A 25292-nucleotide genomic window follows, 5' to 3' on the forward strand; every position below is an offset into this window, starting at 1 on the left:
TTTACGCTCACAATTTTCCTCGGGAAGTGACTGTTTAGGAGAAACCCCATGGCATCGCTGAATTCGGCGGTCCTCGACCAACTCGATGTCACCGTCGCCAAGCCGGCTTACGATCGTAGCCGGGTCACGCCGGGCATCGTCCACTTCGGCGTCGGCGGTTTTCATCGCGCCCACCAGGCGATGTATCTCGATGAGCTGATGAATCGCGGCGAGGCGCAGGACTGGGGCATCGTCGGTGTCGGCGTGATGCCGGGCGACCGCCGCATGCAGGAGGCGCTGGCCGCCCAGGACCATCTCTACACCCTGGTGGTCAAGCATCCCGATGGCGAATATCAGGCGCGGGTGATCGGTTCGATCATCGACTATCTCTACGCCCCGGACGATGTCGAGAAGGTGCTCGAGACGCTGGCCGACCCGCAGATTCGCATCGTTTCGCTGACGGTGACCGAAGGCGGCTACAACTTTCATCACGTCACCGGCGAGTTCGATCTCGGCAACGCCGATGTTCAGCACGATCTGGCCTCGCCGCAGGCGCCGAAGACCACCTTCGGGCTGGTGGTCGAGGCACTGGCGCGACGCCGCGAGCGCGGCATCGAACCGTTCACGGTGATGTCCTGCGACAACATCCAGGGCAACGGCGAAGTCGCCCACAAGATGTTCGTCGCCTACGCCAGGGCGCGGGATGCGGAATTGGGCAATTGGATCGACGCCAACGTCAAGTTCCCCAACTCGATGGTCGACCGCATCACGCCGGTGACCACCGAGGCCGATATCGACGAGATTCGCAGCCGCTTCGCGCTCGACGACCGCTGGCCGGTGGTGTGCGAGCCGTTTACCCAATGGGTACTGGAGGATCGCTTCAATGCCGGGCGGCCCGCCTACGAGAAAGTCGGCGTGCAGGTGGTCGAAGATGTCATGCCCTACGAGCTGATGAAGCTGCGTCTGCTCAACGCCAGCCACCAGGCGCTGACCTATTTCGGTTATCTGGCCGGCTACCGCTACGCCCATGAAGTCTGCCAGGACCCGCTGTTCATCGATTTCCTGCTCGACTACATGAACATCGAGGCCACGCCGACGCTGCGCCCGGTACCGGGTGTCGATCTCGACGACTACAAGCACACGCTGATCGCGCGCTTTGCCAACCCGGAGATCAAGGACACCCTGGCGCGGCTGTGCGCCGAGAGTTCGGATCGCATTCCCAAATGGCTGCTGCCGGTGATTCGCGAGCAACTCGAGAAGGGCGGCGAGATCCAGCGCAGTGCCGCGGTGGTTGCCAGCTGGGCGCGCTACGCTGAAGGCATCGACGAGCAGGGCGAACCGATCGCCGTCGTCGACCGCCTCAAGGACGAATTGATGGCAATCGCCAAGCGCAATCGGGACCAGCCGACGGCCTTCATCGAGAATCGCCAGCTGTTCGGCGACCTGGTCGACGACGAACGTTTCCGCCGCGCTTATCTCGATGCGCTCGAGCGGCTGCACCGCGATGGCGCCCGCGCCTGTGTCGAGCATCTGGTGGGCCGTTGACATTGGCCCGGGCCAGGCAAGGTCGATATGCTGCGCGATGTCTGACGTCAGGCGCCGCGTGATGCCCGACCCGTAGTCAATTGAAAGGATGGAGCGCGATGTATATCGGCGTGGATTGTGGCACGCAGAGCACCAAGGTGGTGGTGGTCGATGGCGGCGACGGGCGGATCATCGGCGAAGCCTCGCGCCCCCACCGGCTGGAGCAGGGCGACAACGGCCGCCGCGAGCAGCGTGTCGAAGAGTGGACCGAAGCCTTTCGCGGCGCGCTGCGGGAAGCGCTGGAAGACGCCGCCGTTGCCGCCGATGCGGTCAAGGCGATCGGCATCTCGGGGCAACAGCACGGCATGGTGGCGCTCGATGCCGACGGCGTTCCCGTGCATCCGGCCAAGCTCTGGAACGATACCGAAACGGCGGAATGGAACGCGCGCCTGATCGACCGGCTGGGTGGAGAGTCGGGCTGTATCGACAAGCTCGGACTGGTGCTGCAGACCGGCTATACCGCCTCCAAGATCGCCTGGTTGCGCGAAACGCACCCCGACGCTTATCGCCGCATTGCCACGTTGTTGCTGCCGCATGATTACCTCAACTTCTGGCTCACCGGCGAACGGGTGGCGGAGTGCGGCGATGCTTCCGGCACCGGCTATTTCGATACCCGCACCCGCGAATGGCGACGGGACGTGTTCGCCGAGATCGCCCCGGAACTCGATGCCGACAGCGTATTGCCGCGACTGATCGATTCCCGCGAGCCGGTCGGCAAGGTGCGCGCGGAACTGGCGCGCGAGCTGGGCCTGGGCGATGACGTCCTGGTCGCCAGCGGCGGCGGCGACAACATGATGGGCGCGATCGGCACCGGCAACATCGAGGCCGGCATGGTGACCATCAGTCTTGGCACCTCCGGCACCATTGCCGTACATTCGCCGGATCCGGTGATTCCCGACAACGCCATGGTGGCGAATTTCTGCGCCAGTCATGCCGGCTGGCTGCCGCTGATCTGCACCATGAACGTGACCTCGGCGACGACCACGTTGCGCGAGCTGGTGGGGCTCGACATCGACGGTTTCAACCGTGCGGTGGCGGGCGCCGAACCGGGCGCCGGCGGCATCACGCTGCTGCCGTTCTTCAGCGGCGAGCGGGTACCGGCATTGCCTCAGGCGCACGCCAGCCTGAGCGGGATGACCAGCCTCAATACCACCCCGGCCAACTTGTGCCGGGCGGCGGTGGAGAGCGCGACCTTCGGCCTGCGCTACGGGCTGGAACTGCTGGGGTCCTTGGCCGGTCGGGCGACCCAGGTGCGTCTGGTCGGCGGCGGCGCCAAGAGCCCGATCTGGCGCCAGATCGTCGCCGACGTGCTGAATGTCGAGGTGGTCTGTCCGGAGGTGACCGAGGCGGCGGCCTTCGGCGGCGCGATCCAGGCTCGCTGGTGCGACCGCCGCGAAAGCGACATGCCGCTCGACAGACTGTGCCGGGCCTGGGTGCGTGTCGATGAATCGACATTGACCCGCCCGCAACCGGAAATCGTGGCCCGTTACCACGGCATTTACCGGCGCTATCGCGAGGCGTTGAAAACCGAGTACGGCATCGACTGATGTCGTTGGTTTACACAACCGATGGCCTCGAGTTGTCATCCGATCTCCACGGCGACGACGGCCCATCGGTGTTATGCTTTAAGGATCGAGATTGCGATGGGTGCAATCACACGCCAAGACGATGGAGCGACTCATGACTCAGCTACTCGACTCTCTCAAACAGCTTTCCATGGTGGTGGCCGACACCGGGGACCTCGATGCCATCCGTCGCTATCAGCCGCACGATGCGACCACCAACCCGTCCCTGATTCTCAAGGCATTCGATCTCGAAGGTTACCAGGAGCTGATCGACGAGACCCTCGCCGCGGTCAAGTCGGAAGTTTCCGACCCCGAGGCGCGCGTCGAGGAGGCGGTCGACCGCCTGTCGGTGGCGATGGGCACCGAGATCACCAAGATCGTACCCGGCCGCGTCTCCACCGAGGTGGCGGCCAAGCTCTCCTTCGATGGCAAAGCGAGCATCAAGAAAGCCCATCACCTGATCGATCTCTACGAGAAGCAAGGCGTCTCCAGGGACCGCGTGCTGATCAAGCTCGCCTCGACCTGGGAGGGCATCCGTGCCGCTGAAAGACTCGAGAAGGAAGGCATCAACTGCAACCTGACGCTGCTCTTTTCCGACGCCCAGGCGAGGGCTTGTTTCGAAGCCGGCGTCTATCTGATTTCGCCGTTCGTCGGCCGTGTCACCGACTGGTACAAGAAGGCCACCGGCACCGAATCCTACGCACCCGACGAGGATCCGGGCGTCAAGTTCGTGCGCGGCGTTTGCGACTACGCCAGCCGCTACGGTTACGAAACCGTGGTGATGGGCGCGAGCTTCCGCAACACCGACCAGATCCTGGCGCTGGCCGGCTGCAATCGTCTGACCATTTCGCCGGCGCTGCTCGAGGAACTGGCCTCCACCAGCGGTGAAGTGACCCGCAAGGTGACCGACACCGGTGGCGGCAGCGAGCGGATGGGTCCTATTGGCGAAGCGCAGTTCCGTTGGGAGCACAACGAAGACGCCATGGCGACCGAGAAACTGGCCGAAGGCATTCGCACCTTCGCCGCCGACCAGAAGAAACTGGAAGGGCTGCTCGCCAAGCGTCTTGGGTAATTTCCGGCGCGGCTCTCCAAAAGCAGACACCCGGCCATGTGCCGGGTGTCCGCTTTTAGGACATAAATTTCCATTCCCAACTATATGCCAAGACGCCCATGACGCCTTCCAGGACGGCGCTGGACGCTTGATTGGCGAACCGGGGCTTGCGACATGGATGTCGCAAGAGGCGCGTTGGGCAGGATGCCCTTTCGCGCCGACCCGAGTTCGATGATCGAGCGTTCAAGGTTTCGCCGTCCTGTGGCGTCGAAAAAGGGGAGCTTGAGGGGCTTGCCCCTCAAAACAACGAGCGAGAGAGCGGTTGATGCTCAATCAGTCGTAAGCTGGGAAAGTTCGAATAAGCCGCCTTGTTAATGGCGCTATTCGCGCTTAGCCCCCTTCCACACATCCGCCAGAATCTCGTAGGACTTCACCCGATCCGCATGATCGTAGCAGTCGGTGTTGACCATGATCTCGTCGGCCTGGGTGTTTTCGAGCAGGGCTTCCAGTTGCTGGCGAACGCGCTCCGGGCCACCGACCACGGCGGCGCCGAGATTCTGCGCGACCATCGCTTCTTCCTGCGGTGACCAGTCCATCACCTCTACCGGCGGGCGGGTACGGGTGCTCTTGCCGCGGATCAGATTGAGGAATTTCTGCTGCTGCGTGGTGGCTAGGAAACGCGCGCGTTCGTCACTCTCGGCAGCGATCAGTGGAATGCCGATCATCGCATGTGGCTCGTCGAGTACGCCGGGCTGGAAGCCCTCGCGGTAGAGATGCAGCGCCTCGAGCATGTAGCCGGGCGCGAACTGGCCGGCGAAGGCGAACGGCAGGCCGAGGCGGGCGGCCAGCTGAGCGCTGTAACCGCTGGAGCCGAGCAGCCAGATCGGCACGTGGGTGCCTTCGCCGGGAATCGCGCGAACGCGCTGCCCCGGTACGCTGTCCCCGAGGTAGCGGCGCAGTTCGTCGAGACGGTCGGGAAAGTCGTTGACGCCGGCCATCGGATCGCGGCGCATCGCCTGCATGGTGATGCCGTCGGAACCCGGCGCTCGGCCGAGTCCGAGATCGATACGGCCGGGGTAGAGCGTGGCGAGCGTGCCGAACTGCTCGGCGATCACCAGCGGCGGGTGGTTGGGCAGCATGATGCCGCCGCTGCCGATCCGCATGGTCGAGGTGGCGCCGGCGATATGGCCGATCAGCACGCTGGTGGCGGCACTGGCGATACCGTCGATGTTGTGGTGTTCGGCCAGCCAGTAGCGGTTGTAGCCCAGCCGCTCGGTCTGCTGGGCCAGGTCGACACTGCGGCGAAAGGTTTCCGCGGGTGTGCCGTCTAGCGTGATCGGTGCCAGATCCAGCACCGAAAGCGGGATATCGGCGAGTCGTGACATGAGTATCCTCGATAAAAGATGATGGCGCCGGTCCGGGAGGTGGCGTTTTCTTAGCGCCCTTATGATTCCATCATGAGGGCTCCCGCTTCGAATGCAACCGTTGAGGTTTTCCGCCTCGAGATTGTTCGGCACTTCCAGGAGCGGCACAGTATCGGAGAAGGCAGCGCGAAAGTCGCGGACGGCATCGGCTCGTCTACACTGGTATCAGAAGACAGGGAAGTCGCGCTCAGCGGATAGAGACACATAAAAGAGGAAATCATGGCCAAGCTTGGCAAAGAGGGCGTATTCATCGTCTCGGCCGTATTGATTGCGGCGATCGTGGCCATCGGGGCCATTTTCCCAACGGGGTTCGGTAATCTTGCCAACACTGCACTGGACGCGACGACGCACTATTTCGGATGGTTTTATCTCTTGTCCGTCTTCGGATTCGTGATTTTCCTGCTGGTATTGGCGTTCAGCAAGTATGGAAAAATTCGCCTTGGGCCGCAGGATAGCAAGCCAACTTATGGGTTCTTCTCTTGGGTGAGCATGTTGCTGGCGGCGGGCTTCGGCGTCGGCCTCGTTTTCTACGGCATGGCCGAGCCGATGACCCACTATCTCACGCCGCCTTTCGGTGACGTGGAGCCCGAATCGGCCGCCTCGGCACGCTATGCCATTCAATACGCTTTCTTCAACTGGGGCATTCATCAGTGGGCCGCATTCTCGGTCGTCGGTCTGATCATCGCCTATTACCAGTTCCGCAAGGGACAGGCCGGAATGGTGTCCAACGTGCTGTCGACGGTGACGGCAAAGCGTCCCAAGATGCATCGGCTCGGGCCGGTGCTGGATATCTTCGCCGTGGTCGCCACCGTGATGGGCGTTGCGACTTCCATCGGCCTGGCGGTACTGCAGATCAATGGCGGTTTGCACTCGGTCTTCGGGGTCGAGGAAAACATGACCTGGCAGTTCATCATCATGGGGGCGATGTTCGTCTGCTACATGTTGTCCGCGACGTCGGGGCTGGACAAGGGGATCAAGAATCTATCCAACCTCAATCTGATCATCTGCTTCGCGCTGATGTTCTACGTTCTGTTCACCGGGCCGACGGTCAAGATCCTGGAAACCATCACGCTCGGACTCGGCGACTATCTGCAGAACTTCATCGGCATGAGTCTGCGCATGTCGCCTTACAACGGTAGTGATTGGGCCACCGGGTGGACCATTTTCTACTGGGCCTGGGTGATTGCCTGGTCGCCGTTCGTGGGTACCTTCGTGGCGCGTATTTCGCGTGGACGTACGATCAAGCAGTATGTCTTTGGTGTATTGATCGTGCCGCCGCTGCTCGCTTGTCTATGGATAGGCGTCTTCGGAGGCGCGGCGATTCAGATGGAACTCACGAGCGATGCCGGGCTGGCGCAGGCGACCGCGGACAATATCACTTCGGCGCTGTTTCGGATGTTCGATCTGATGCCATTCTCCAACGTGCTGTCGGTGGTGGCGCTGTGCCTGATTTTCATTTTCCTCGTGACCTCGGCGGATTCGGCGACCTACATCGTCTCGCAGATGACCGACAATGGTTCCCTCAACCCGCCGCTGGTGAAGCGCATCATCTGGGGCGTACTGATCGCCGCGATCTGCCTGACGCTGCTGTCGGCCGGCGGCGAAAATGGCCTGAAGGGACTGCAGTCGGCATCGGTACTCTCGGCGCTGCCCTTTACCTTCATTCTGTACGGCATGATATCGGTGATGATCAAGGAGCTGCGTGCCGACCGCAAGGCGATGCTGCAAGCGCTCTATCGCCGCCACAGCGAGACGCCGGTGGGCGCGGATGCCTTCGAAGCCGAGGCGCTGTTCGACGAGGATCGCTATCGCCGCGCGCCGGATGTGATCAATCGCCGAATCAACACTCGCTGATAGCGTATTGCGGCATTTGGCGGCCCCACGTCGGAACGGCGTCGGGGCCGTTTGCGTTGGCGGCCTTGGCGCGCTTCCCGATGAGTGGAGGAAAACGAGGAAAATGCTCAATTTAAGAAAACTACCGCCGTTAACACGAGCATAACGAAGTCAAACTTGCGGAGTTCACTCATGCCCCCGGCGACGAAAACGGCACGGCACCGGCCTCACGGGGCGACCTGGCGGTCGAGGCCGGCGGCCGGCTCGAAATTCGATCGCTGGCTCAATGCGTTGGTCAGTCTCTGCGTGACGATCGCGTTGATCGTCGGCGGTCTGGCGCTGCTCGTGACGCTGATCTTCGGTTGAGCTGCGCTATCCTTCGGCGCGTGCGGCCTGCAGCCGCTGCATCGACGCCACCAGGTCGTTGAATCTCTCTCCCTGAACCTGCACATGGGTTCGGATCGCGGCCTGGGCGGCGTCGGCATCGCCGCGTTCGAGCGCCGCCACGATCGCCTCGTGCTCGCCGAAGCTGCCTGCCAGGCGATGGCGTGCGTGTAGTTGAAGCCGGCGGTAGGGCTTGAGGATGGCATGCAGGCGCGAGGCTTCCTGGGCCAGAAAGGCGTTGTGGCTGGCCTGATAAATCAGATGATGAAAGGTGCCGTTTTCGTAGTAATAGCCGTCGGCGTCGCCGGCGGCCATGCTCTCGCGGCAGGCGTCGTGCGCGCACCTGAGCGCGTCGAGTTCTTCCTCCGTCATGCGTCGTGCGGCCAGTCGCGCGCACATGCCCTCCAGTTCCGCCATTACCTCGAAGCGTTCGACCAGCTCGGTGACGCTGAGTTGGGCGACGAAGGTTCCCCGCTTGGGCAGCACCCGCACCATGCCGGAGGCGGCAAGTTGCTGCAGCGCCTCGCGAATCGGCGTACGTGAGCAGGCGTAATCCCGCGCCAGTGCCTCGGGATCGAGCTTGTCGCCGGGGGCGTAACGGCCATCGACGATGGCATCTTCCAGAAGGTCGCGCAGCCGCTGCGCCTGCGGAATGCGGGCCATATTAGACTTTCTCCTGTGTTGACACCCAGCGTGGCGGGTCTTAACTGTTGTATATAACAGAGTCATGACATGTATGTTAACCATAAGTAGCCGCATGTCATGGCCTGTTCAACGGTTCCTCCGACCCGAGGGACGCTCGTACATCGACCCGAGAGGGCCGGCATGAACGTCAACATGAACTTCCTGCAGGAACTGCTATCGAGCATCGGGCGGCGTACCCGCGGCCAGGCCAGTCGTGGCGGCAAGGCCGTCACCCCAAGCAGCCTGGCGCGCTTGACCTCGGTATGCGAAACCCTGATGCACCCGGGCGGCGAAGCGTCCCAGATCCTGATCGCTCAGGAGGCGCTCGAACGCTACGCCTCGCTCGACGAAGCGGGCCGTCTGGCCTTTTTCCAGCTGCTGGCCGAGCGCTATGCGGCCGATCCGGCACAGATCCACGCTGCATACGCGCAGTATCGCGACAGCGAGGACAACGCCAGCCTGGAACGGCTGTTCTCGGCCTGCGAACCGCGTCGCCAGCATCTGTTGCGGCGTCTGAATCTCTGCCCCGGCGGCACCTATGAGTTGGTCAAGATGCGCGCCGATCTGTTGCGCGCGCTCAAGGAGGTCCCGGAACTGGCGCCGCTGGATGCCGACTTCGCCCATCTGTTCGCCTCCTGGTTCAACCGCGGTTTCCTGGTGCTCGAAAGCATCGACTGGAACACGCCGGCGGCGATACTCGAGAAGATCATTCACTACGAAGCGGTTCATGCCATTGGCGACTGGTCGGATCTGCGCCGCCGGCTGGATCCCGCGGACCGCCACTGTTACGCCTTCTTCCACCCGGCCACCGGCGACGAGCCGCTGATCTTCGTCGAAGTGGCGCTGTGTCGCGGTATTCCCGACAGCATCCAGACCATCCTGGCTGGCGAGGAAAGCGTGCGGCCGGACGAGGCCGACACGGCCGCCTTCTACAGCATCAGCAACTGCCAGGCCGGTCTCAAGGGCATCTCCTTCGGCAACTTCCTGATCAAGCAGGTGGTACAAGAGTTGAAGCGCGAGCTGCCCAACCTGGACAACTTCGTCACGCTCTCGCCGGTGCCCGGTTTCGCCAGTTGGCTGGCCGGCGAGCGCGAGAACGGGCGCTGCCAGCTGACGGATGACGCGGCTGCGAGCCTCGATGGCGACCGCTGGGCCGAGGACCCCAAGCTGCGCGACAAGCTGTCGTCTGAGTTGCGCGCGCTGGCCGCCCACTATCTGATCGACGGCAAACGCGACAATGGCCTACCGCTGGATCCGGTCGCGCGCTTCCACCTCGGTAACGGCGCGAGTCTGCACCGGCTCAATTGGCCGGGCGATACGTCGGAGAAAGGGCGTCAGCAGTCCCACGGGCTGATGGTCAACTATCTCTACGAGCTCGACCGTATCGAACAGAACCACGAGGCATTCAGCCGTGAGGGAACCGTCGTCTGTACCAGTGACATTCGGCGCGAGGCCAAGCAGGGACGCGCTCGCCTGCGCAATGCTTCCAAGGCCGACGCATGACAATTCGCGCCAATCGCCAGGCGAACGCTAAAGCAGGAGAGGTTCGATGAATCACAATCTATATCTTCAGTTTTCCGGCAATTTCGAGCGCCGGCCGGAAAAGGTGCTGATCGACACACCGAGCGGGGAGCAGTACCGCTACCGCGATGTGCTCGCGATTTCCCGGCGCATGGCTCACGTATTGCGACAGAGCCGGGTCCAGCCGGGCGACCGTGTCGTCGTGCAGGTCGACAAGAGCCCGCAGGCGATCATGCTCTACCTCGCCTGTCTCCAGGTCGGCGCGGTGTACCTGCCGCTCAATACCGCTTATACCGAAGCCGAAGTCGAATACTTCCTGACCGATGCCGAACCGCGACTTTACGTCTGCCGACCGACTGACGAGGACGTCGCCAGTCGCCTGGCAAGGCGCTGCGGCGTCGCCGGCGTGGAAACGCTCGGCGCCGATGGCGACGGCTCCCTGATGACGCGCGTGGCCGAGGCCGAAGAGGATGCCCGCATCGCCGAACTCGCTGCCGACGACCTGGCATCGATTCTCTACACCTCGGGTACCACCGGGCGCTCCAAGGGCGCGATGCTGACCCACGCCAACCTGGCCGCCAACAGCCAGGCACTGATGCAGACCTGGCGCTTCACTGCCGACGATCATCTGCTGCACGCATTGCCGATCTTCCACACCCACGGTCTGTTCGTTGCCTGCAACATCATTCTGACCGTCGGCGCTTCGATGACCTTCCTGCCCAAGCTCGATCCCGAGCAACTGATCGATCTGATGCCAAAGGCCACGGTGCTGATGGGCGTGCCGACCTTCTATACCCGGCTGCTGGCGAGTCCGCGCCTGGACAAGCGCGTCACTGCCAACATGCGGCTGTTCGTATCCGGCTCGGCGCCGCTGCTGGCCGAAACCCACCGTGAATTCCGCGAGCGCACCGGCCACGCCATTCTCGAGCGTTATGGCATGACCGAGACCAACATGAACACCTCCAACCCCTATGAGGACGACCAGCGGCGACCGGGCACGGTCGGCTTCGCCTTGCCGGGGAGCGAGGTGCGCATCACCGACCGGGAGAGCGGCAAGGTACTGCCGGCGGGGGAGACCGGGCTGGTCGAAGTGCGCGGACCCAACGTGTTCAAAGGCTATTGGCGCATGCCGGAGAAGACCGCCGCGGAATTTAGCGAAGACGGTTACTTCATTACCGGCGATTTGGGCCTGATCGACGGCGATGGCTACCTGCACATCGTCGGGCGTGACAAGGATCTGGTGATCTCCGGTGGCTACAACGTCTATCCCAAGGAGGTCGAGCAGTGGATCGACGACCTGCCGCAGGTGGCGGAGTCGGCGGTGATCGGCGTCAACCATCCCGATCTCGGTGAAGGGGTGACCGCCGCCGTGGTGCTGAAACCGGGCGAGCAGCTCGACGAAGCCCAGGTGCTGGCAGCGCTCAAGGACAAGGTGGCCCGCTACAAGCAGCCCAAGCGGGTGTTCTTCGTCGACAGCTTGCCGCGCAACGTGATGGGCAAGGTACAGAAGAATGTGCTGCGCAGCCGCTACGCCGATATCTACCAGAGCGCCGAGAGCGTCGAGAAGTAATCACCGGCTCCTGATCTGATCGACCCCGCCACGTGGGCCACGTGGCACGGCCGTCGCCCTGGCAGCGGCGGCATGACACACGCCAAGCTCCGACAATAACGCCCTGAGAGGTGCATAACGATGGTGATCTACGGTGTAGCACTGCTGGCCGGCTGCATGCTGGTCGGTCTGATAATCGGCGACGTACTCGGGCAGCTGTTGGGTATCGACGCCAACCTGGGCGGCGTGGGCATCGCCATGCTGCTGCTGATCTTCGTCACCGGCTTCCTCAAGGATCACGGCAAGCTGCCGGAATCCACCGAAAGCGGCATCAATTTCTGGAACGCCATGTACATTCCGATCGTCGTCGCCATGGCGGCGAGCCAGAACGTGGCCGCCGCCTTCAGTGGCGGCATGGTATCGATTCTGGCCGGCGTACTGGCGGTCGTGCTGGGGTTGGCCCTGGTGCCGGTGCTGACCGGCAAGAAGGTCGGCGACGATGCCAAGCCGTTGGACGCCAGTTCGACTTCGCACGCGCCTGGCGGCCACTGAGGGTGAGCACACATGAACGACTCCATCGTTTCTCTGGTCGATAAATATCACCTCATTGCCGCCTTCGCGGTGGTTGGGCTGACCATGTACGTGGCCTACTGGTTGAGCCAGCATCTGACCGCCGGGCGTCTGCACGGCTCGGCAATCGCCATTGTCATCGGCTTGATTCTGGCCTATGTCGGCGGTGTTTCGACCGGCGGTACCAAAGGGCTGGCCGACGTCACTCTGTTTTCCGGGCTCGGCCTGATGGGCGGCGGCATGCTGCGCGACCTGGCGATCATCGCCACCGCCTATGGCGTACGCTTCCAGGAAATCAAGAAGGCGGGGCTGCGCGGGGTGATCGCGCTGTTCGCCGGGGTGTTGGTCTCCTTCATCGCCGGTGCTGCGGTCGCGGCGGGGTTCGGTTATACCGATCCGGTGGATATCACCACCATCGCTGCCGGAGCGGTGACCTACATCGTCGGTCCGGTGACCGGGGCGACCCTCGGCGCCAGTTCGGAAGTGATCGCGCTGTCGATCGCCGCCGGTCTGGTGAAATCGATCCTGACCATGATCGCCACGCCGATGACGGCGCGCCTGATCGGGCTCGACAACCCGCGCTCGGCGATGATCTTCGGCGGCATGATCGGCACCACCAGCGGCGTGGCCGCCGGACTGGCGGCGACCGATGCACGGCTGGTGCCCTACGGCGCGATGACGGCCACCTTCTATACCGGGTTGGGCATTCTGCTGGCGCCGACGGTGTTGTTCCTGGCGGTGCGAGCGATCTTCTAGAACGCCGAGAAGGAACGCTTGGCAGCGTATCCCTCGGGCGGCATGGGAACGTCGGCGATCGCGACGCAACCACGACCGGCATGCTTGGCGCGGTAAAGCGCGCGGTCGATCTCCTCCAGCAAGGCCTCGGGCGTCTGGTCGTGGTGTTCGCTGACGCCGGCGGAGAAGCTGACATTCAGGGATGCCCGGCTCAACGACCGCTGTTTGAGCCGGGCCAGGATGCGGTTGACGGTCGCCTGGGCGGAGAAGCGATCGATGCCCGGCAGTATCAGCAGAAACTCTTCGCCGCCCCAGCGTATCAAGGTATCGCTGCTGCGCAGGGCTCGCTTGATGAACTGACTGCACTCGGCCAGCACGGCATCACCCACGGCATGGCCGTGCTGGTCGTTGATCGCCTTGAAATGGTCCAGGTCGAGCATGGCGACGGCCACCTGCTCACCGTAACGGCACCCTCGCTGTACCGCCTGGTTGAGCAGTTCCAGTCCGAAACGGCGATTGTGCAGCCCGGTCAATTCGTCACGCGTTGCCAGATATTCGAGACGTCGGTTCTTCTCTTCCAGTTTGCGCTCGAATTCCATCCGCTCGGTGATATCGACCAGGAAGGCGATTCTCAGCGGTCGACCGTCGTCGTCGCGGCTGATCGCATCCTCGACCATCACGCTACGCCGTGAGCCGTCGCATCGCAGCACTTCCACCGCACGCCGGCGCGAGGCGGCATGCGGGAAACTGTCGATGTGACGCGTTTCAGCGGCGCTTCGGGATTCCGGCGGCAGCAACTTGCGAAAGTGGGCGTTGAGCAGTTGGCTCTCGGGATAGCCGAAGAATTCGCAGAATGCGGGGTTGACGAGGCGCAGATAGCCATCGACATCGATGACGCAGACCCCCAGCGGCAGGCTGCCGAGCAATTGTCGCAAATGCGGTTGCGCTTGCGGCAACAGTGTCGAAGAAGAATCGATTTCGATGACTTCGCTGATCGCGATCAGCACGTACTCGGCGTTTTCCTCTCCCGACGATGGCTCGAGGCGGCTTGCCTTGAGCTGTACCGCCCGGGTCGGTCGCTGGTGTTGACGAATATGAAAGAAGCGCCAGCCGCGCGATTCGGGATCATCGAGCCCGACCAGGCTCGGGTGGCTCTCGCCGGCGGCGGGATGTAACTGCGCATCCAGCCATTGCCAGGGGTCCGCCATCGGAAAGCGTTCGCCGAGCTCGAACTGACGTCGCGCGGTGTCATTGGCGTCGACCAGCAATGGTCCGCCGGAATCGACGCAATAGAGAAGCGCGGCGATACCCAGGCTATCCAGACCCATCAGCGTCGAAGGGCCGGTCGCCTCACCTTGGGAAGGCGCCTTGTGCGAGGGGAGTAAGGAACTTTCCGGCATTGTGGTCCTCCTTGACGACAAGCACGGCATCTTGGGGCTAGCGAAGAACACGTCCAGTGTTTTCGATAAGCTAAAGAAGGTTAGTGAAGAATACTATTGTCGAATAGCGTCGATTTGGTAGGAAAGTGTGAAAGTTGCCCCGGAGGGCGTCGCCATGCGCCGACGCCGGGCGATTTCGCCCGGCGTCGGTAACGTCAATGAAGCCGCTTAGTGGGTCGGCATGGTGAATTGATTGGTTTCGCTGCGGATGCCGCTGGGCCAGCGCTGGGTCACGGTCTTCATGCGGGTGTAGAAACGCACACCGTCCTGGCCGTGAACGTGCAGCGGTCCGAATAGCGAGCGCTTCCAGCCGCCGAAGCTGTAGAACGCCATCGGTACCGGAATCGGCACGTTGACGCCGACCATGCCGACCTGGATCTGTTCGCAGAACTGACGTGCGGCATCGCCGTCACGGGTGAAGATCGCCGTACCGTTACCGAACTCGTGGTCGTTGATCATGGCCACCGCGTCGTCGAAGCTGGCGGCGCGGGCGATCGACAGCACCGGGCCGAAGATCTCCTCGCTGTGGATGCGCATGCCTGGCTTGACGTGGTCGAACAGCGTGCCGCCGATGAAGAAGCCGCCATCCGCGCCGGGCACCTGGGTCTGGCGGCCGTCCACCACCAGCTCGGCGCCTTCCTCGACGCCGATATCGATGTAGCCGCGTACCTTCTCCAGGTGCTCGCGGGTCACCAGCGGGCCCATGTCGTTATCCGGTCCATCATTGAGACCCGGGCCGACGCGCAGGCCGTCGAGCTTGGCCACCAGCTTCTCGCGCAGCCGCCGAGCGGTTTCCTCGCCCACCGGCACTGCCACCGAGATCGCCATGCAGCGTTCGCCGGCGCTGCCGTAGGCCGCGCCCATCAGTGCATCGACGGCCTGGTCGAGATCGGCGTCGGGCATGATCACCATGTGATTCTTGGCCCCGCCCAGGGCCTGGACCCGCTTGCCGTGGCTTGACGCGGTGGCGTAGATGTATTCGGCGATCGGCGTGGAGCCGACGAAGCTCACTGCCTGGACGCGCTCGTCGCTGAGCAGCACATCGACCGCTTCCTTGTCGCCGTTGACCACGTTGAACACGCCGTCCGGCAATCCGGCCTCGGTGAGCAGCTCGGCCAGGCGCAGCGGCGTCGATGGATCCTTCTCGGACGGTTTCATGACGAAGGTATTGCCGCAGGCCAGGGCGATCGGAAACATCCACATCGGTACCATGGCGGGAAAGTTGAACGGCGAGATGCCGGCGCACACCCCGAGCGGTTGCATCAGCGAGAAGCTGTCGATGCCGGTGCCCACATCCAGCGAGTGCTGGCCCTTTTGCAGATGCGGAATGCCGCAGGCGAACTCGACCACTTCCAGGCCTCGGGTCAGCTCGCCCTTGGCATCGGAGAACACCTTGCCGTGTTCCTGCGAGATCAGCGTCGCCAGTTCGTCGGCATGCGCCTCGACCAGCGCCTTGAACTTGAACATGATGCGGGCGCGCTTGAGCGGCGTGGTTTTCGACCAGGCCGGGAAGGCGGCGTGGGCGGAGGCAATGGCGGTACGGGTGTCGTCGGCGGATGCCAGGGCCACCTGGGCGGCCTGCTCGCCGGTGGCGGGATTGTAGACCGGAGCGAAGCGTTCGCTGTGACCGGTCACGCTCTGGCCGTCGAGAAAATGGTGGATCTGGTTCATATCGCTGTCCTGCGGGCTCGGGATTGAGAAGGGGGGACATTGGCCGGTGAGGCGAGTTATCGTAAGAAATTCATCGCCTGGCTGATACCTTCGGTCGATTGCGATTTGCCATAGCTGCTATTCATCAAAGCCGGAAGAGGCTTGCCGGATAAACGTGACGATTACCCAGAAACCATGAGACGACCGCGCGCGTCTACCATCCTTTGGTTGGTGTTGATCGCCGTCGGCGTCGCCTTCGACAAAGGCCTGTGGCAAGTGCCGCGGGAGTGGAATCCGTTCGCGCCGCTGGTGGTGAACGATCCGGTCACGCCGGTCACCCAGCTCAAGCTCAAGTGGCTGGCCAATGATCGCGAAGGCTGCCTCGCAGCGCTCGATAGCGCGCCTTCGATTCGCTATACCCCGCTCGCGGACTACACCCCGGCCGCTGGCTGCCCGCTGGAAAACGTGGTGCGTCTTGCGCGCACCGGTGTCACTTTCAATGCCAGTTTCGTCGCCACCTGCCCCTTGGCGCTGGCGTGGACGATGTTCGAACGCCACGAGCTTCAGCCGCTGGCGACGCGGCTATTCGATCAGCGAGTCGCCTCCGTTCAGCATTACGGCTCGTTCGCCTGCCGCAACATCTATCACCGGGAGAATGCCCGACGCAGCGAGCACGCCAGCGCTTCGGCCTTGGATGTCGCCGCTTTTCGCCTGGAGGACGGTACGCGGATCAGCGTGCTCGACGACTGGGACGCGGACGGAGAAAGGGCGCAATTTCTACATGAGGCGGAGGAGGGGGCGTGTCGCTACTTCGGTACGACGCTGGGGCCGGACTACAACGCCGCGCATGCCAACCATTTCCATCTCGGCATGCGCGGCGTGGCTTTCTGCCGCTGAAATTTCCACATCCAGACTCGTCGATGTTTCGAAGCCCGTGTCACGGGCGGCGACCTGAACGAAGGCGCGCTGGACCGGCTTGGCGCCGAGGCGCCAGTTATCGGGTCGCTGCGGCCACAGCATCCAGCAGGCATCATGGGGAGAACTCCGCCGGCATGCGAAAACCCAACCGGGCAGGAGGAACGTCCTGAGAAACGAGATCGGTCATGACAAACGCCTGCGGGAACCCTAAGGTTATCGGTGAATTCCGATGGCGACTGTAGCACTACCCGCTACGCTTTCGCAGCGACCAGCGCTCGCCCATCGCATTGATCCACGACAAGGAGAGAGCCATGCGTTTCACCGTCAACGGTATCGAGGAAGGTCAGCCGATTCCCGCCAAGTTCGCCTTTGCGGTGCCCGACCCCGAACAGCACATGCGCTTCAGCGACAACCGCAACCCGGAACTGCGCTGGCTCGATGCGCCGCAGGGCACCCGGAGCTTCGTGGTGCTGGTAATGGACCCGGATGTGCCGGGGGTGGCCGATGACGTCAACCAGGAGGGCAAGACGCTCGCTGCCGATCTGCCGCGCGTCGACTTCTATCATTGGGTGCTGATCGACATTCCGGCGGACGTCCGCCTGGTCGAGGAGGGCGAAGCGGCCGACGGCGTGGTGCCCAGGGGCAAGACGCCGGGCAAGACGGCCAAGGGGATCGAAGGGATCAACGGCTACACCGGGTTCATGGCCGGCGACCCGGACATGGCTGGCACCTATGGTGGCTACGACGGCCCCTGCCCGCCCTGGAACGACGAGGTCGTCCATCGCTATACCTTCAGCCTCTTTGCGCTGGATGTTCCCTCGCTGGGCCTGGAAGGCGAATTCACCGGCGAGCAGGTGCGTGAAGCCATGGCCGGCCATATACTCGCCGAATCCCATGTCACCGGCACCTACACGCTCAATCCCGATCTGCGCTGAGCGCCGGTACACGATCTGCCATGTGCCGGCCAAACATCATCGGAGCTGTGCGGAGACAACAGCCGGAGGCTGGCCCATAGGGCGAGCGACGCGAGCCAAACGCATTCGGGATGCCGTTGTCAGGAAACCGGCGACCATCGAGGGAGCGAGGGGGAGTTATGAATAGGAGTGTGACCCCATCCCGACGGGTCGCCGCCTGGATTCTGGGTGTCGTCATGCTGCTGATCGGCCTGACCCTGGCCCTGGGCGGTGGTTGGCTGATCGTGCTGGGCGGCAGCTGGTACTACCTGATCGCCGGTGTCGGCGTGATGCTGAGTGGTTGGCTACTGATCAGGCATCATCCCGCGGCCTTGCTGCTGTACGCCGTCGTCCTGCTGGGCACGCTGCTGTGGGCGCTGTGGGAGGTCGGGCTGGACTGGTGGCAGTTGGTGCCGCGAGTGGCGCTCCCCTGTGTGCTGGGCGTCCTGCTGCTGTTGCCGTGGTGGCGCAAACCGGTGGCGTCGCGGCTCGGCAGCGGTGCGCTGGTGGCCGCCGTGGGGCTGGCGATCGTGGTGGCGGTCATGACCCAGTTCCGGGATCCGCAGGCCCTCGAGGGTCAGCTCGATAGCGAGCGCCGCGCCCAGGTGATCGACGGCGCGCAAGTGGCCGGTGACGATTGGCCCGCCTACGGCGGCACTAACGCCGGGACGCATTACTCGTCGCTCGATCAGATCACGCCGGATAACGTCGGCCAGCTCGAGGAAGTCTGGCGCATCCGGACCGGTGACACTCCGACCCCCACATCGCCGCCGGAGATCACCAACGAGAACACGCCGCTCAAGGTCGGCGACAACCTCTATCTCTGTACCTCTCACAGCCGTGCGATCGCTGTGTCGCCGGAGACCGGCGAGGTCAAGTGGCGCTTCGACCCCGAACTCGACGAGATGGGCGCCGACGACTTTTCCGGCTGGGCCCATATGACCTGTCGTGGCTTGGCCTATTACGACGTTTCGGATTACGCCGACGATGGTGGCGGCAGCGGTTCGCTGACCGATGCCATCACGCCGGACGCCGCCGGCGATGACGCTGATGAGGCGGCCAACGGTGTTCGGGTCACGCCGATAGCGCCGCCGATCAGCCAGACCGACGTGTTGTGTCCGCGCCGGCTGTTCCTGCCCACCGCCGATGCGAGGCTGATCGCCTTGAACGCCGAGACCGGCGAACGCTGCCCCGGCTTCGGCATGAATGGCGAAGTCGACCTGACCCGCAACATCGGCGATTTCGCGCCAGGTGGTTACTACTCCACCTCGCCGCCGGTGGTGACCGAGAATCTGGTCATCATCGGTGGGCATGTCACCGACAATAGCTCCACCGACGAACCTTCCGGGGTGGTTCGCGCCTACGACGTGCGCAGCGGTGAGCTGGTGTGGAACTGGGATAGCGGTAATCCGGACGAGACCGAGCCGCTTGGGGCCAACGAGACCTATACCCGCAATTCACCCAACGTCTGGGCGCCGCTGAGCGTCGACGAGAATCTCGGCCTGGTCTACCTGCCGACGGGCAATGCCACGCCCGATCAGTACGGTGCCAATCGCAGCGAGAACGACGAGACCTTCGGCGCCGGGTTGGTGGCGCTGGATATCGCCAGCGGTGAGGTGCGCTGGCACTATCAATTCGTCCATCACGACCTGTGGGACATGGACACGCCGGCCCAGCCGGTCCTGCTCGACATGCAGACGCAAAACGGCATGGTTCCGGCGGTGATCCAGCCGACCAAGCAGGGGAGTCTCTACGTACTCAATCGCACGACCGGCGAGCCCATCCTGCCGATCGAGGAGGTGCCGGCGCCGAGTGGCGCCGCCGAAGGCGACTGGACGGCCGAAACCCAGCCGCGCTCGGCCCTGAATCTGCTGCCGTCACCGCTGACCGGGCGCGATATGTGGGGCGCGTCTCCGATCGACCAGCTGTTCTGTCGGATTCAGTTCCACTCGCTCAATTATCAGGGACAGTACACGCCGCCATCGATCGAGGGCAGTATCGTCTATCCCGGCAACGTCGGCGTCTTCAACTGGAGCGGCATCGCCGTCGACCCCGCGCGCCAGGCGATCTTCACCAGCCCCAACTATCTGGCCTTCGTCTCGCGCCTCGTCCCGAGGGGAGAAGTCGAAGGGCAGCAGGGCTCGGCCAGCGAGCAAGGGTTGCAACCCAATGTCGGGGCATCCTATGCGGTCGAGCTCGCTCCGCTGCTGTCGATGCTGGGACTGCCGTGCCAGGCGCCCTCCTGGGGCAACGTCGCCGGCATCGATCTGAACAGCCAGAAGATGGTGTGGCAGCACCGTAACGGCACCACCCGCGACAGCATGCCGTTCGACCTGCCGATCCCGCTGCGAGTCGGCGTCCCGGCGCTGGGCGGCCCCATCACCACCGCTGGCGGCGTCAGCTTTCTCAGCGGCACGTTGGATCAATACCTGCGTGCCTACGACCTGACCACCGGGGAGGAGCTGTGGAAGGCGCGCCTTCCCGCCGGCGGTCAGGCCACGCCGATGACCTATGCCGGCAGCGACGGTCGTCAATACATCGTCGTCACTGCCGGTGGACACGGCACCTTCGGCACCCGGATGGGCGACTACGTGATCGCCTATGCACTGCCGCAATAGCGCATCGCGTTCAATGACGCCACCTGTTACCGGGCACGTGGCGTTTTTGTGCGTATTCGCTGCGAGATTGCGGCGTAGGCTGGCACGCTGGTTGCCATGGCGTCAGGCGCGAAACCGTATGATCGATTTCATCAAGGGATAGTGACGGGGATTCAGGGAGAGAAGCGATGGTTATCGGACGGCTGCGCCTCGGCGCGTTGATGTTGCTGACCATGCTGGTGCTGGCGGGCTGCGAAAGCCTGTCGACGGGAGCGTTCCGGATGCCGGATATTTTCGGTACCTCCAGCGACGAAAACGTGGTCAAGCGCAAGATACCGTTCCCGGCCGAGGAGTATGCCAGGCTCGAAAAGCATGGCACCGCGGCGATCCAGGGGCGCCTGACCTACACCACGCCGCAAGGCGAGACCCTCGTCGGCGCCGACGAGACCATCTCCGTCGCCCCGGCGACCCGCTACGCCGCCGAAGCCGCCGATGTCGCGCTTTCCGGGCGCAGGATCGAGCCCGCCGATCCGCGCGCGCGGGAATATACCCACTACGCCAAGACCGACAGCGACGGTTATTTCGTTGTCCGGGGCATTCCCGCCGGCGTGTTCTATGTCGCCGGCAGTGTGTTGTTGCCGGGTGGGGAATCGCGCAGTCCGATCATCATTCGCCAGATCGAAATCGGCGATGGCCAGACGCGGGAAGTGGATTTGAGCCGATGAGCGATCAGATACTGGCCAAACGTTCCCGAACTTTCGGCAGCACCTTGCTGCGTAGCAGCGGAGCCAGCGGTAATGTCACGGCTTCGTCGCAGTCGACCCAGCGGATCTCTTCGATTTCGGCATGTGCGCGGGCCTGGCCCTGGATCGTGGTCCAGAACAGATGGGCATGGACCCGGTGATCGGCTTCGTTGGCGGCCACCGCCGTGGCCTCTCCGATCAGCTCGGCGTCCGTCGCCTGGACGCCCAACTCCTCGCGGACTTCCCGTCGCAGGGCCTGCTCCGGTGTCTCGCCGACGTCGATCTTGCCGCCGGCTAGCATGAACCAGCGGCTGCCGCGTTTGCGCACCAGGAGCAGCCGCCGACGTTCATCGACGATAACGGCGGCGGCGATGTCGAGAACGAACGGGTCATGCGCGGTCCGGGTGTCGGCGGTCATCATTATGCCCTTGTCCCTGATTTCGGCTCATCATTTCGGCGTACAGTGACTTTCCATTTCACGATACTGGATTACAAGCGGAACAATTCGGGTATGATGCGGTTCTATCCGCTACATTTAGCAGTTGAACGTAGCATCCGGTATCGTTTCTTAGGGTTTCGTTGCGGCGTGGGTCGGGATGGCCCACCGTATGACGTTCAGCGATGCCGACAAGCGTCACATAATAAACGAAGCGGTGGTATGCAGGGTTTCGAGGCCAACCAAAGGGATGGAAGACAGCTTGGACAGCACTGCACATCAAGATCGCGTATTGATCATCGAAGATGACGAGCGACTGGCGCATCTGACACGCGAGTATCTGGAAGCCAATGGTTTTCAGGTCGGACTCGAACACGATGGCGCTCACGGGGTGGAAAGAATCGTCGAGGAACAGCCGGACATGGTGATCCTCGACCTGATGCTGCCCGGCGAGGATGGTTTGTCGATCTGTCGCCGCGCACGTCCGCATTATGCCGGTCCCATCCTGATGCTGACTGCGCGTACCGACGACATGGACCAGGTTCTGGGGCTGGAGATGGGCGCCGACGACTACGTGCCCAAGCCGGTCCAGCCGCGGGTTCTGCTCGCCCGCATGCGGGCGCTGATGCGCCGCGCCGACAGCCTGGTCTCCTCCAGCGGGGCGACGCGGCTCACCTTCGACAATCTGGTGATCGACAGCGCCACGCGCGAAGCCTGGCTCGACGAAGAGCGTATCGACCTCACCAGCGCGGAGTTCGATCTGCTCTGGCTGCTGGCCGACAACGCCGGCCGCGTCCTGACGCGCGAGGAGATCTTCTCGCAGTTGCGCGGCATCAAGTACGACGGCCAGGACCGCTCCATCGACGTGCGCGTCTCGCGCATTCGCCCCAAGATCGGTGATGACCCCAATCATCCCCATCGCATCAAGACCGTGCGCAGCAAGGGGTATCTGTTCGTGAGGGACAGTTGAGAGAGGGCGGCGATCGCGGTCGCCGTCTTTCCCTTCGACTCACCCCACACTTCCCGCGAGAGTAGTGATGCGGCGATCCTTTACCGACAGCACCTTCCTGCGCTTCTACCTGGCGCTACTGGCCGCGCTGGTCATCACCTTCGGTCTGGCACTGTTCGGCTTTCTCCTGGTCGACAAGGTGCGCCAGGAGCACTATCGCGAGAGTCTGGTCAGCGGGCCCCTGGCGCTGCTGGCCGACCTGGTCTCGCGACAGCCGATGGAACAACGCGACGAGTGGCTGGCCTCCATGGCCTCGACGCTGGGAATGCCGCTGGGACTGTTCCCGCTCGACGAGTTGTCGCTGGACTACTTCGCCCGCGCGCGGCTGCAGGAAAACCGTCCTGTCATCGAGTCGACCGAGGATGGCTGGCGCTCGCTCTACCAGCTGCCGCACTCCGATTGGGTGCTGGCGGCACGCATCAATAGTCTCAACGAAATGCAGTTGCGCGGCATCACCGAAGTGCTGCGTAGCTGGCTGAGCGGTGAGTCGGACGAGGTCCAGGCCAAGCGTCTGCGTCGCGTCGAGCGACAGTTCCAGGTACCGGTCGGGCTCTATACCACGCCACCCACCGACGTCGATCCCATCCAGGCGACGCGTCTCGACGCCGGCGAGGTGGTGGTGCGGCTGGAAACCGGCCTGAGCGCGCTGTACATCCATGCCCGTGTCGGCCCCGACCGCTGGTTGCGTATCGGCCCGTTGCCCAGCTTCGAAGCGATGCCGCTGTCGCTGGCACTGGCACTGCTGATCATGGTGTTGATCACCCTGGCCGGGGCGATCTATCTGATCGTGTGGAGCGTCGAAGACCGGGTCGGACGGCTGGAGCGGGCGGCGACGCGAATTGCCGCCGGCCATCTCAGCTCGCGGGTTCGTGTCGACGGCAACGACTTCCTTGGCCGGTTGGGAATGGCGCTCAACGGCATGGCGGCCCAGGTGCAGTCGCTGCTGCGTAGTCAGCAGGAGATGATTCGCGCGGTTTCCCACGAATTGCGCACGCCGGTGGCGCGAATCCGTTTCGCGGTGCAGATGCTGGAGGATCTGAGTCGCGACGACAGTGCACGCCGTCAGCTAGAGGGAATCGACGAGGACATTGCCGAGCTCGACCGCCTGATCGACGAGATCCTGACCTACGCCAAGCTCGACAGCGAGAATGCCCAGGGCGTCAGCCTGAAGACCGAGAGTCTCGAGTGCCGCGCGCTGGCCTGGCGGGTAGTGGAGACCCTGAGTCCGCTGCACGCTCACCTGACTCTCAGCGTGACCGAGGGCGAAGAACTCGAGGTCGAGGCGGAGCCGCGTTACTTGCAGCGGGCGCTGCAGAACCTCGTCGCCAATGCCTGTCGCCATGCCGAGAGCCAGGTCAGCGTCAGTGTGCTGCGCGAACCGCGGGCAGTACGCTTCGATGTCGAGGACGATGGTCCGGGGGTGCCGGAGAAGGACCGCATCACCATCTTCAAGCCGTTCGCCCGACTCGACGACAGCCGCACGCGCCGCTCCGGGGGGTATGGTCTGGGGCTGTCGATCGTGCAGAAGATCATGGCCTGGCACGGCGGCAACGTGGTCGTCGATCGCAGCGAGCGTCTCGGCGGTGCTCGCTTCAGCCTGCTGCTGCCGTTGTATGGACGCGAGGCCATTCATCCGCTGACCTTCAATGAACAGAACGCCTGACCGTCGAGACGCAGGCTCAATACGAATACCGCCTGCGTCCGGCGACTTTTCGCGCAGCCTCCAACCTTCCCGTCAATCCGCTGCGCCGGCCGGCTTGATGCCGCTCAACACCGCGAAAGAGGTATCCCGCGCGGTGCGGATGAAATCCTCCATCCACGGCAGTTCCCGGCTCTCCTCCCGGATGGCGGCGTAGAGCGTGCTCCATACGCCATCCTTGCCCAGCGGCAGCGCCTTGACGTAGTCACGCTCCAGATACTCCGTCAGCGCCCAGTTGGGCAGGGCGCAAACGCCGCGTCCGCTGGCCACCAGCTGCATCATCATCACCGTCAACTCGGCGCTGCGAATCTCCTTGGGCTGGACGCCGGCCGGGTCGAGGAACTGGGTGAACACGTCCAGCCGCGAGTGATCGATCGGATAGACGATCAGCGTCTCCGCGGCGAGGTCGGCGGGCTCGACCCAGGCCTTGCCCACCAGGGGATGCTGCTTGGCCACCGCCAACAGGCCCTCGTAGCGGAACAGCGGGGCATAGTGGACGCCGGGCAGCGGCTGTGGATTGTCGGTGATCACCAGGTCGAGGGCTTCCCGGGTCAGCCCGGGCAGCAGGTCGAAGTTCTGGCCGCTGGGGATATCGACCTCGACCTCCGGCCAGTGATCGCGGAAGTGATCGATGGTCGGCATCAGCCACTGGAAGCAGCTATGGCACTCGATCGCCATGTGCAGGCGGCCTTGCTCGTGGCCCGCGAGCCGTGCCAGATCCCGTTCGGCGAGCCGTAGCTGCGGCAGGACCTGTTCGGCAAGCGCCAGCAGGCGTTCGCCCGCGCGGGTGAACGCGACCGGCCGGGTCTTGCGGGCGAACAGCGGCATGCCCAGACGCGACTCGAGATCCTTGATCTGATGCGACAGCGCCGACTGGGTCAGATGCACGCGCTCCGCGGCCTCGACCAGCGAGCCGGTGTCACGCAGAGCGATCAGCGTGCGGAGGTGGCGAAGTTCGAGCATGCTATG

General features: G+C 63.6%; 21 protein-coding genes and 1 pseudogene. 15 read left to right on the forward strand and 7 right to left on the reverse strand.

Annotated elements, in window-relative coordinates; genetic code table 11:
• Positions 1–48 precede the first annotated feature (48 nt).
• The 3 genes from DOM57_RS14680 (at position 49) to tal (ending at position 4200) form a co-directional block, all read left to right on the forward strand.
• Positions 49–1524: a mannitol dehydrogenase family protein gene (locus tag DOM57_RS14680; protein WP_110649945.1), complete on the forward strand. Its 1476-nt coding sequence runs from the start codon at positions 49–51 to the stop codon at positions 1522–1524.
• Positions 1525–1622: 98 nt separating this feature from the next.
• The gene (gene xylB / locus DOM57_RS14685) at positions 1623–3110 is read left to right on the forward strand and encodes a xylulokinase (RefSeq protein WP_110649946.1); all 1488 of its coding nucleotides are present in this window, start codon (positions 1623–1625) and stop codon (positions 3108–3110) included.
• Positions 3111–3243: 133 nt separating this feature from the next.
• A complete protein-coding gene (tal, locus tag DOM57_RS14690; protein ID WP_110649947.1) occupies positions 3244–4200 on the forward strand; it encodes a transaldolase in 957 nt (318 codons plus the stop codon).
• Positions 4201–4559: 359 nt separating this feature from the next.
• Here the strand turns inward: tal and DOM57_RS14695 are convergent, their stop codons facing one another.
• The gene (locus tag DOM57_RS14695; RefSeq protein WP_110649948.1) at positions 4560–5564 is read right to left on the reverse strand and encodes an LLM class flavin-dependent oxidoreductase; all 1005 of its coding nucleotides are present in this window, start codon (positions 5562–5564) and stop codon (positions 4560–4562) included.
• Positions 5565–5822: 258 nt separating this feature from the next.
• On the opposite strand from DOM57_RS14695, the gene DOM57_RS14700 reads away from it, so the two are divergent.
• Positions 5823–7457, forward strand: a complete 1635-nt coding sequence (locus DOM57_RS14700) for a BCCT family transporter (protein ID WP_110649949.1) — start codon at positions 5823–5825, stop codon at positions 7455–7457.
• A 171-nt stretch (positions 7458–7628) separates the two neighbouring features.
• Entirely contained in the window at positions 7629–7802 is a 174-nt protein-coding gene (locus DOM57_RS22065; protein ID WP_204352981.1) for a hypothetical protein, read from the forward strand.
• A gap of 6 nt (positions 7803–7808) precedes the next feature.
• Here DOM57_RS22065 and DOM57_RS14705 read toward each other — a convergent pair whose 3' ends face one another.
• On the reverse strand, positions 7809–8483 hold the full coding sequence (locus DOM57_RS14705; RefSeq protein ID WP_110649950.1) for a GntR family transcriptional regulator: 675 nt from the start codon (positions 8481–8483) through the stop codon (positions 7809–7811).
• Between the two features lie 162 nt (positions 8484–8645).
• Between DOM57_RS14705 and DOM57_RS14710 the strand changes: the two genes are divergently transcribed.
• The 4 genes from DOM57_RS14710 to madM all read left to right on the forward strand — a co-directional run bounded on the left by DOM57_RS14710 (position 8646) and on the right by madM (position 12900).
• The gene (locus tag DOM57_RS14710) at positions 8646–10007 is read left to right on the forward strand and encodes a malonyl-CoA decarboxylase (protein WP_239496250.1); all 1362 of its coding nucleotides are present in this window, start codon (positions 8646–8648) and stop codon (positions 10005–10007) included.
• 46 nt (positions 10008–10053) lie between these two features.
• On the forward strand, positions 10054–11595 hold the full coding sequence (locus DOM57_RS14715) for a malonate--CoA ligase (RefSeq protein WP_110649951.1): 1542 nt from the start codon (positions 10054–10056) through the stop codon (positions 11593–11595).
• 120 nt (positions 11596–11715) lie between these two features.
• Positions 11716–12126: a malonate transporter subunit MadL gene (gene madL / locus DOM57_RS14720; RefSeq protein WP_110649952.1), complete on the forward strand. Its 411-nt coding sequence runs from the start codon at positions 11716–11718 to the stop codon at positions 12124–12126.
• A gap of 12 nt (positions 12127–12138) precedes the next feature.
• A complete protein-coding gene (gene madM / locus DOM57_RS14725; RefSeq protein ID WP_110649953.1) occupies positions 12139–12900 on the forward strand; it encodes a malonate transporter subunit MadM in 762 nt (253 codons plus the stop codon).
• On the opposite strand, the gene DOM57_RS14730 is transcribed toward madM, so the two are convergent.
• Positions 12897–14279 (reverse strand): GGDEF domain-containing protein, encoded by a 1383-nt coding sequence (locus DOM57_RS14730; protein ID WP_162619556.1) that lies wholly within the window; start codon positions 14277–14279, stop codon positions 12897–12899. The two genes, madM and DOM57_RS14730, sit on opposite strands and share 4 nt — an antisense overlap.
• A gap of 207 nt (positions 14280–14486) precedes the next feature.
• Entirely contained in the window at positions 14487–15989 is a 1503-nt protein-coding gene (locus DOM57_RS14735) for a CoA-acylating methylmalonate-semialdehyde dehydrogenase (protein ID WP_110649955.1), read from the reverse strand.
• A gap of 174 nt (positions 15990–16163) precedes the next feature.
• Between DOM57_RS14735 and DOM57_RS14740 the strand changes: the two genes are divergently transcribed.
• On the forward strand, positions 16164–16865 hold the full coding sequence (locus DOM57_RS14740) for an extensin-like domain-containing protein (protein WP_110649956.1): 702 nt from the start codon (positions 16164–16166) through the stop codon (positions 16863–16865).
• A 30-nt stretch (positions 16866–16895) separates the two neighbouring features.
• Here the strand turns inward: DOM57_RS14740 and DOM57_RS22750 are convergent.
• A pseudogene (locus tag DOM57_RS22750) lies at positions 16896–16988 on the reverse strand (hypothetical protein); the annotation flags it as partial.
• A gap of 209 nt (positions 16989–17197) precedes the next feature.
• Between DOM57_RS22750 and DOM57_RS14750 the strand changes: the two are divergent.
• From DOM57_RS14750 to DOM57_RS14760, 3 genes are all read left to right on the forward strand, one after another.
• Complete coding sequence (locus DOM57_RS14750) at positions 17198–17821, forward strand: YbhB/YbcL family Raf kinase inhibitor-like protein (RefSeq protein ID WP_110649957.1); 624 nt, start codon at positions 17198–17200, stop codon at positions 17819–17821.
• Between the two features lie 158 nt (positions 17822–17979).
• Positions 17980–20457, forward strand: a complete 2478-nt coding sequence (locus DOM57_RS14755) for a glucose/quinate/shikimate family membrane-bound PQQ-dependent dehydrogenase (protein WP_110649958.1) — start codon at positions 17980–17982, stop codon at positions 20455–20457.
• A 167-nt stretch (positions 20458–20624) separates the two neighbouring features.
• Positions 20625–21161: a carboxypeptidase-like regulatory domain-containing protein gene (locus DOM57_RS14760; protein ID WP_110649959.1), complete on the forward strand. Its 537-nt coding sequence runs from the start codon at positions 20625–20627 to the stop codon at positions 21159–21161.
• 4 nt (positions 21162–21165) lie between these two features.
• Here DOM57_RS14760 and DOM57_RS14765 read toward each other — a convergent pair whose 3' ends face one another.
• Entirely contained in the window at positions 21166–21600 is a 435-nt protein-coding gene (locus DOM57_RS14765; protein ID WP_239496251.1) for an NUDIX hydrolase, read from the reverse strand.
• A gap of 265 nt (positions 21601–21865) precedes the next feature.
• Here DOM57_RS14765 and DOM57_RS14770 point away from each other — a divergent pair, with 265 nt between their 5' ends.
• Together DOM57_RS14770 and DOM57_RS14775 are read left to right on the forward strand one after the other, a co-directional pair.
• Entirely contained in the window at positions 21866–22585 is a 720-nt protein-coding gene (locus tag DOM57_RS14770) for a winged helix-turn-helix domain-containing protein (RefSeq protein ID WP_110649960.1), read from the forward strand.
• Positions 22586–22652: 67 nt separating this feature from the next.
• Positions 22653–24287, forward strand: coding sequence for an ATP-binding protein (locus DOM57_RS14775; RefSeq protein WP_110649961.1), 1635 nt, complete (start codon positions 22653–22655; stop codon positions 24285–24287).
• A 72-nt stretch (positions 24288–24359) separates the two neighbouring features.
• Here the strand turns inward: DOM57_RS14775 and DOM57_RS14780 are convergent, their stop codons facing one another.
• Entirely contained in the window at positions 24360–25286 is a 927-nt protein-coding gene (locus DOM57_RS14780; RefSeq protein ID WP_110649962.1) for a LysR family transcriptional regulator, read from the reverse strand.
• Positions 25287–25292 lie beyond the last annotated feature (6 nt).

It is taken from the genome of Salinicola peritrichatus (genome assembly GCF_003206715.1).
GTDB lineage: Bacteria > Pseudomonadota > Gammaproteobacteria > Pseudomonadales > Halomonadaceae > Salinicola > Salinicola peritrichatus.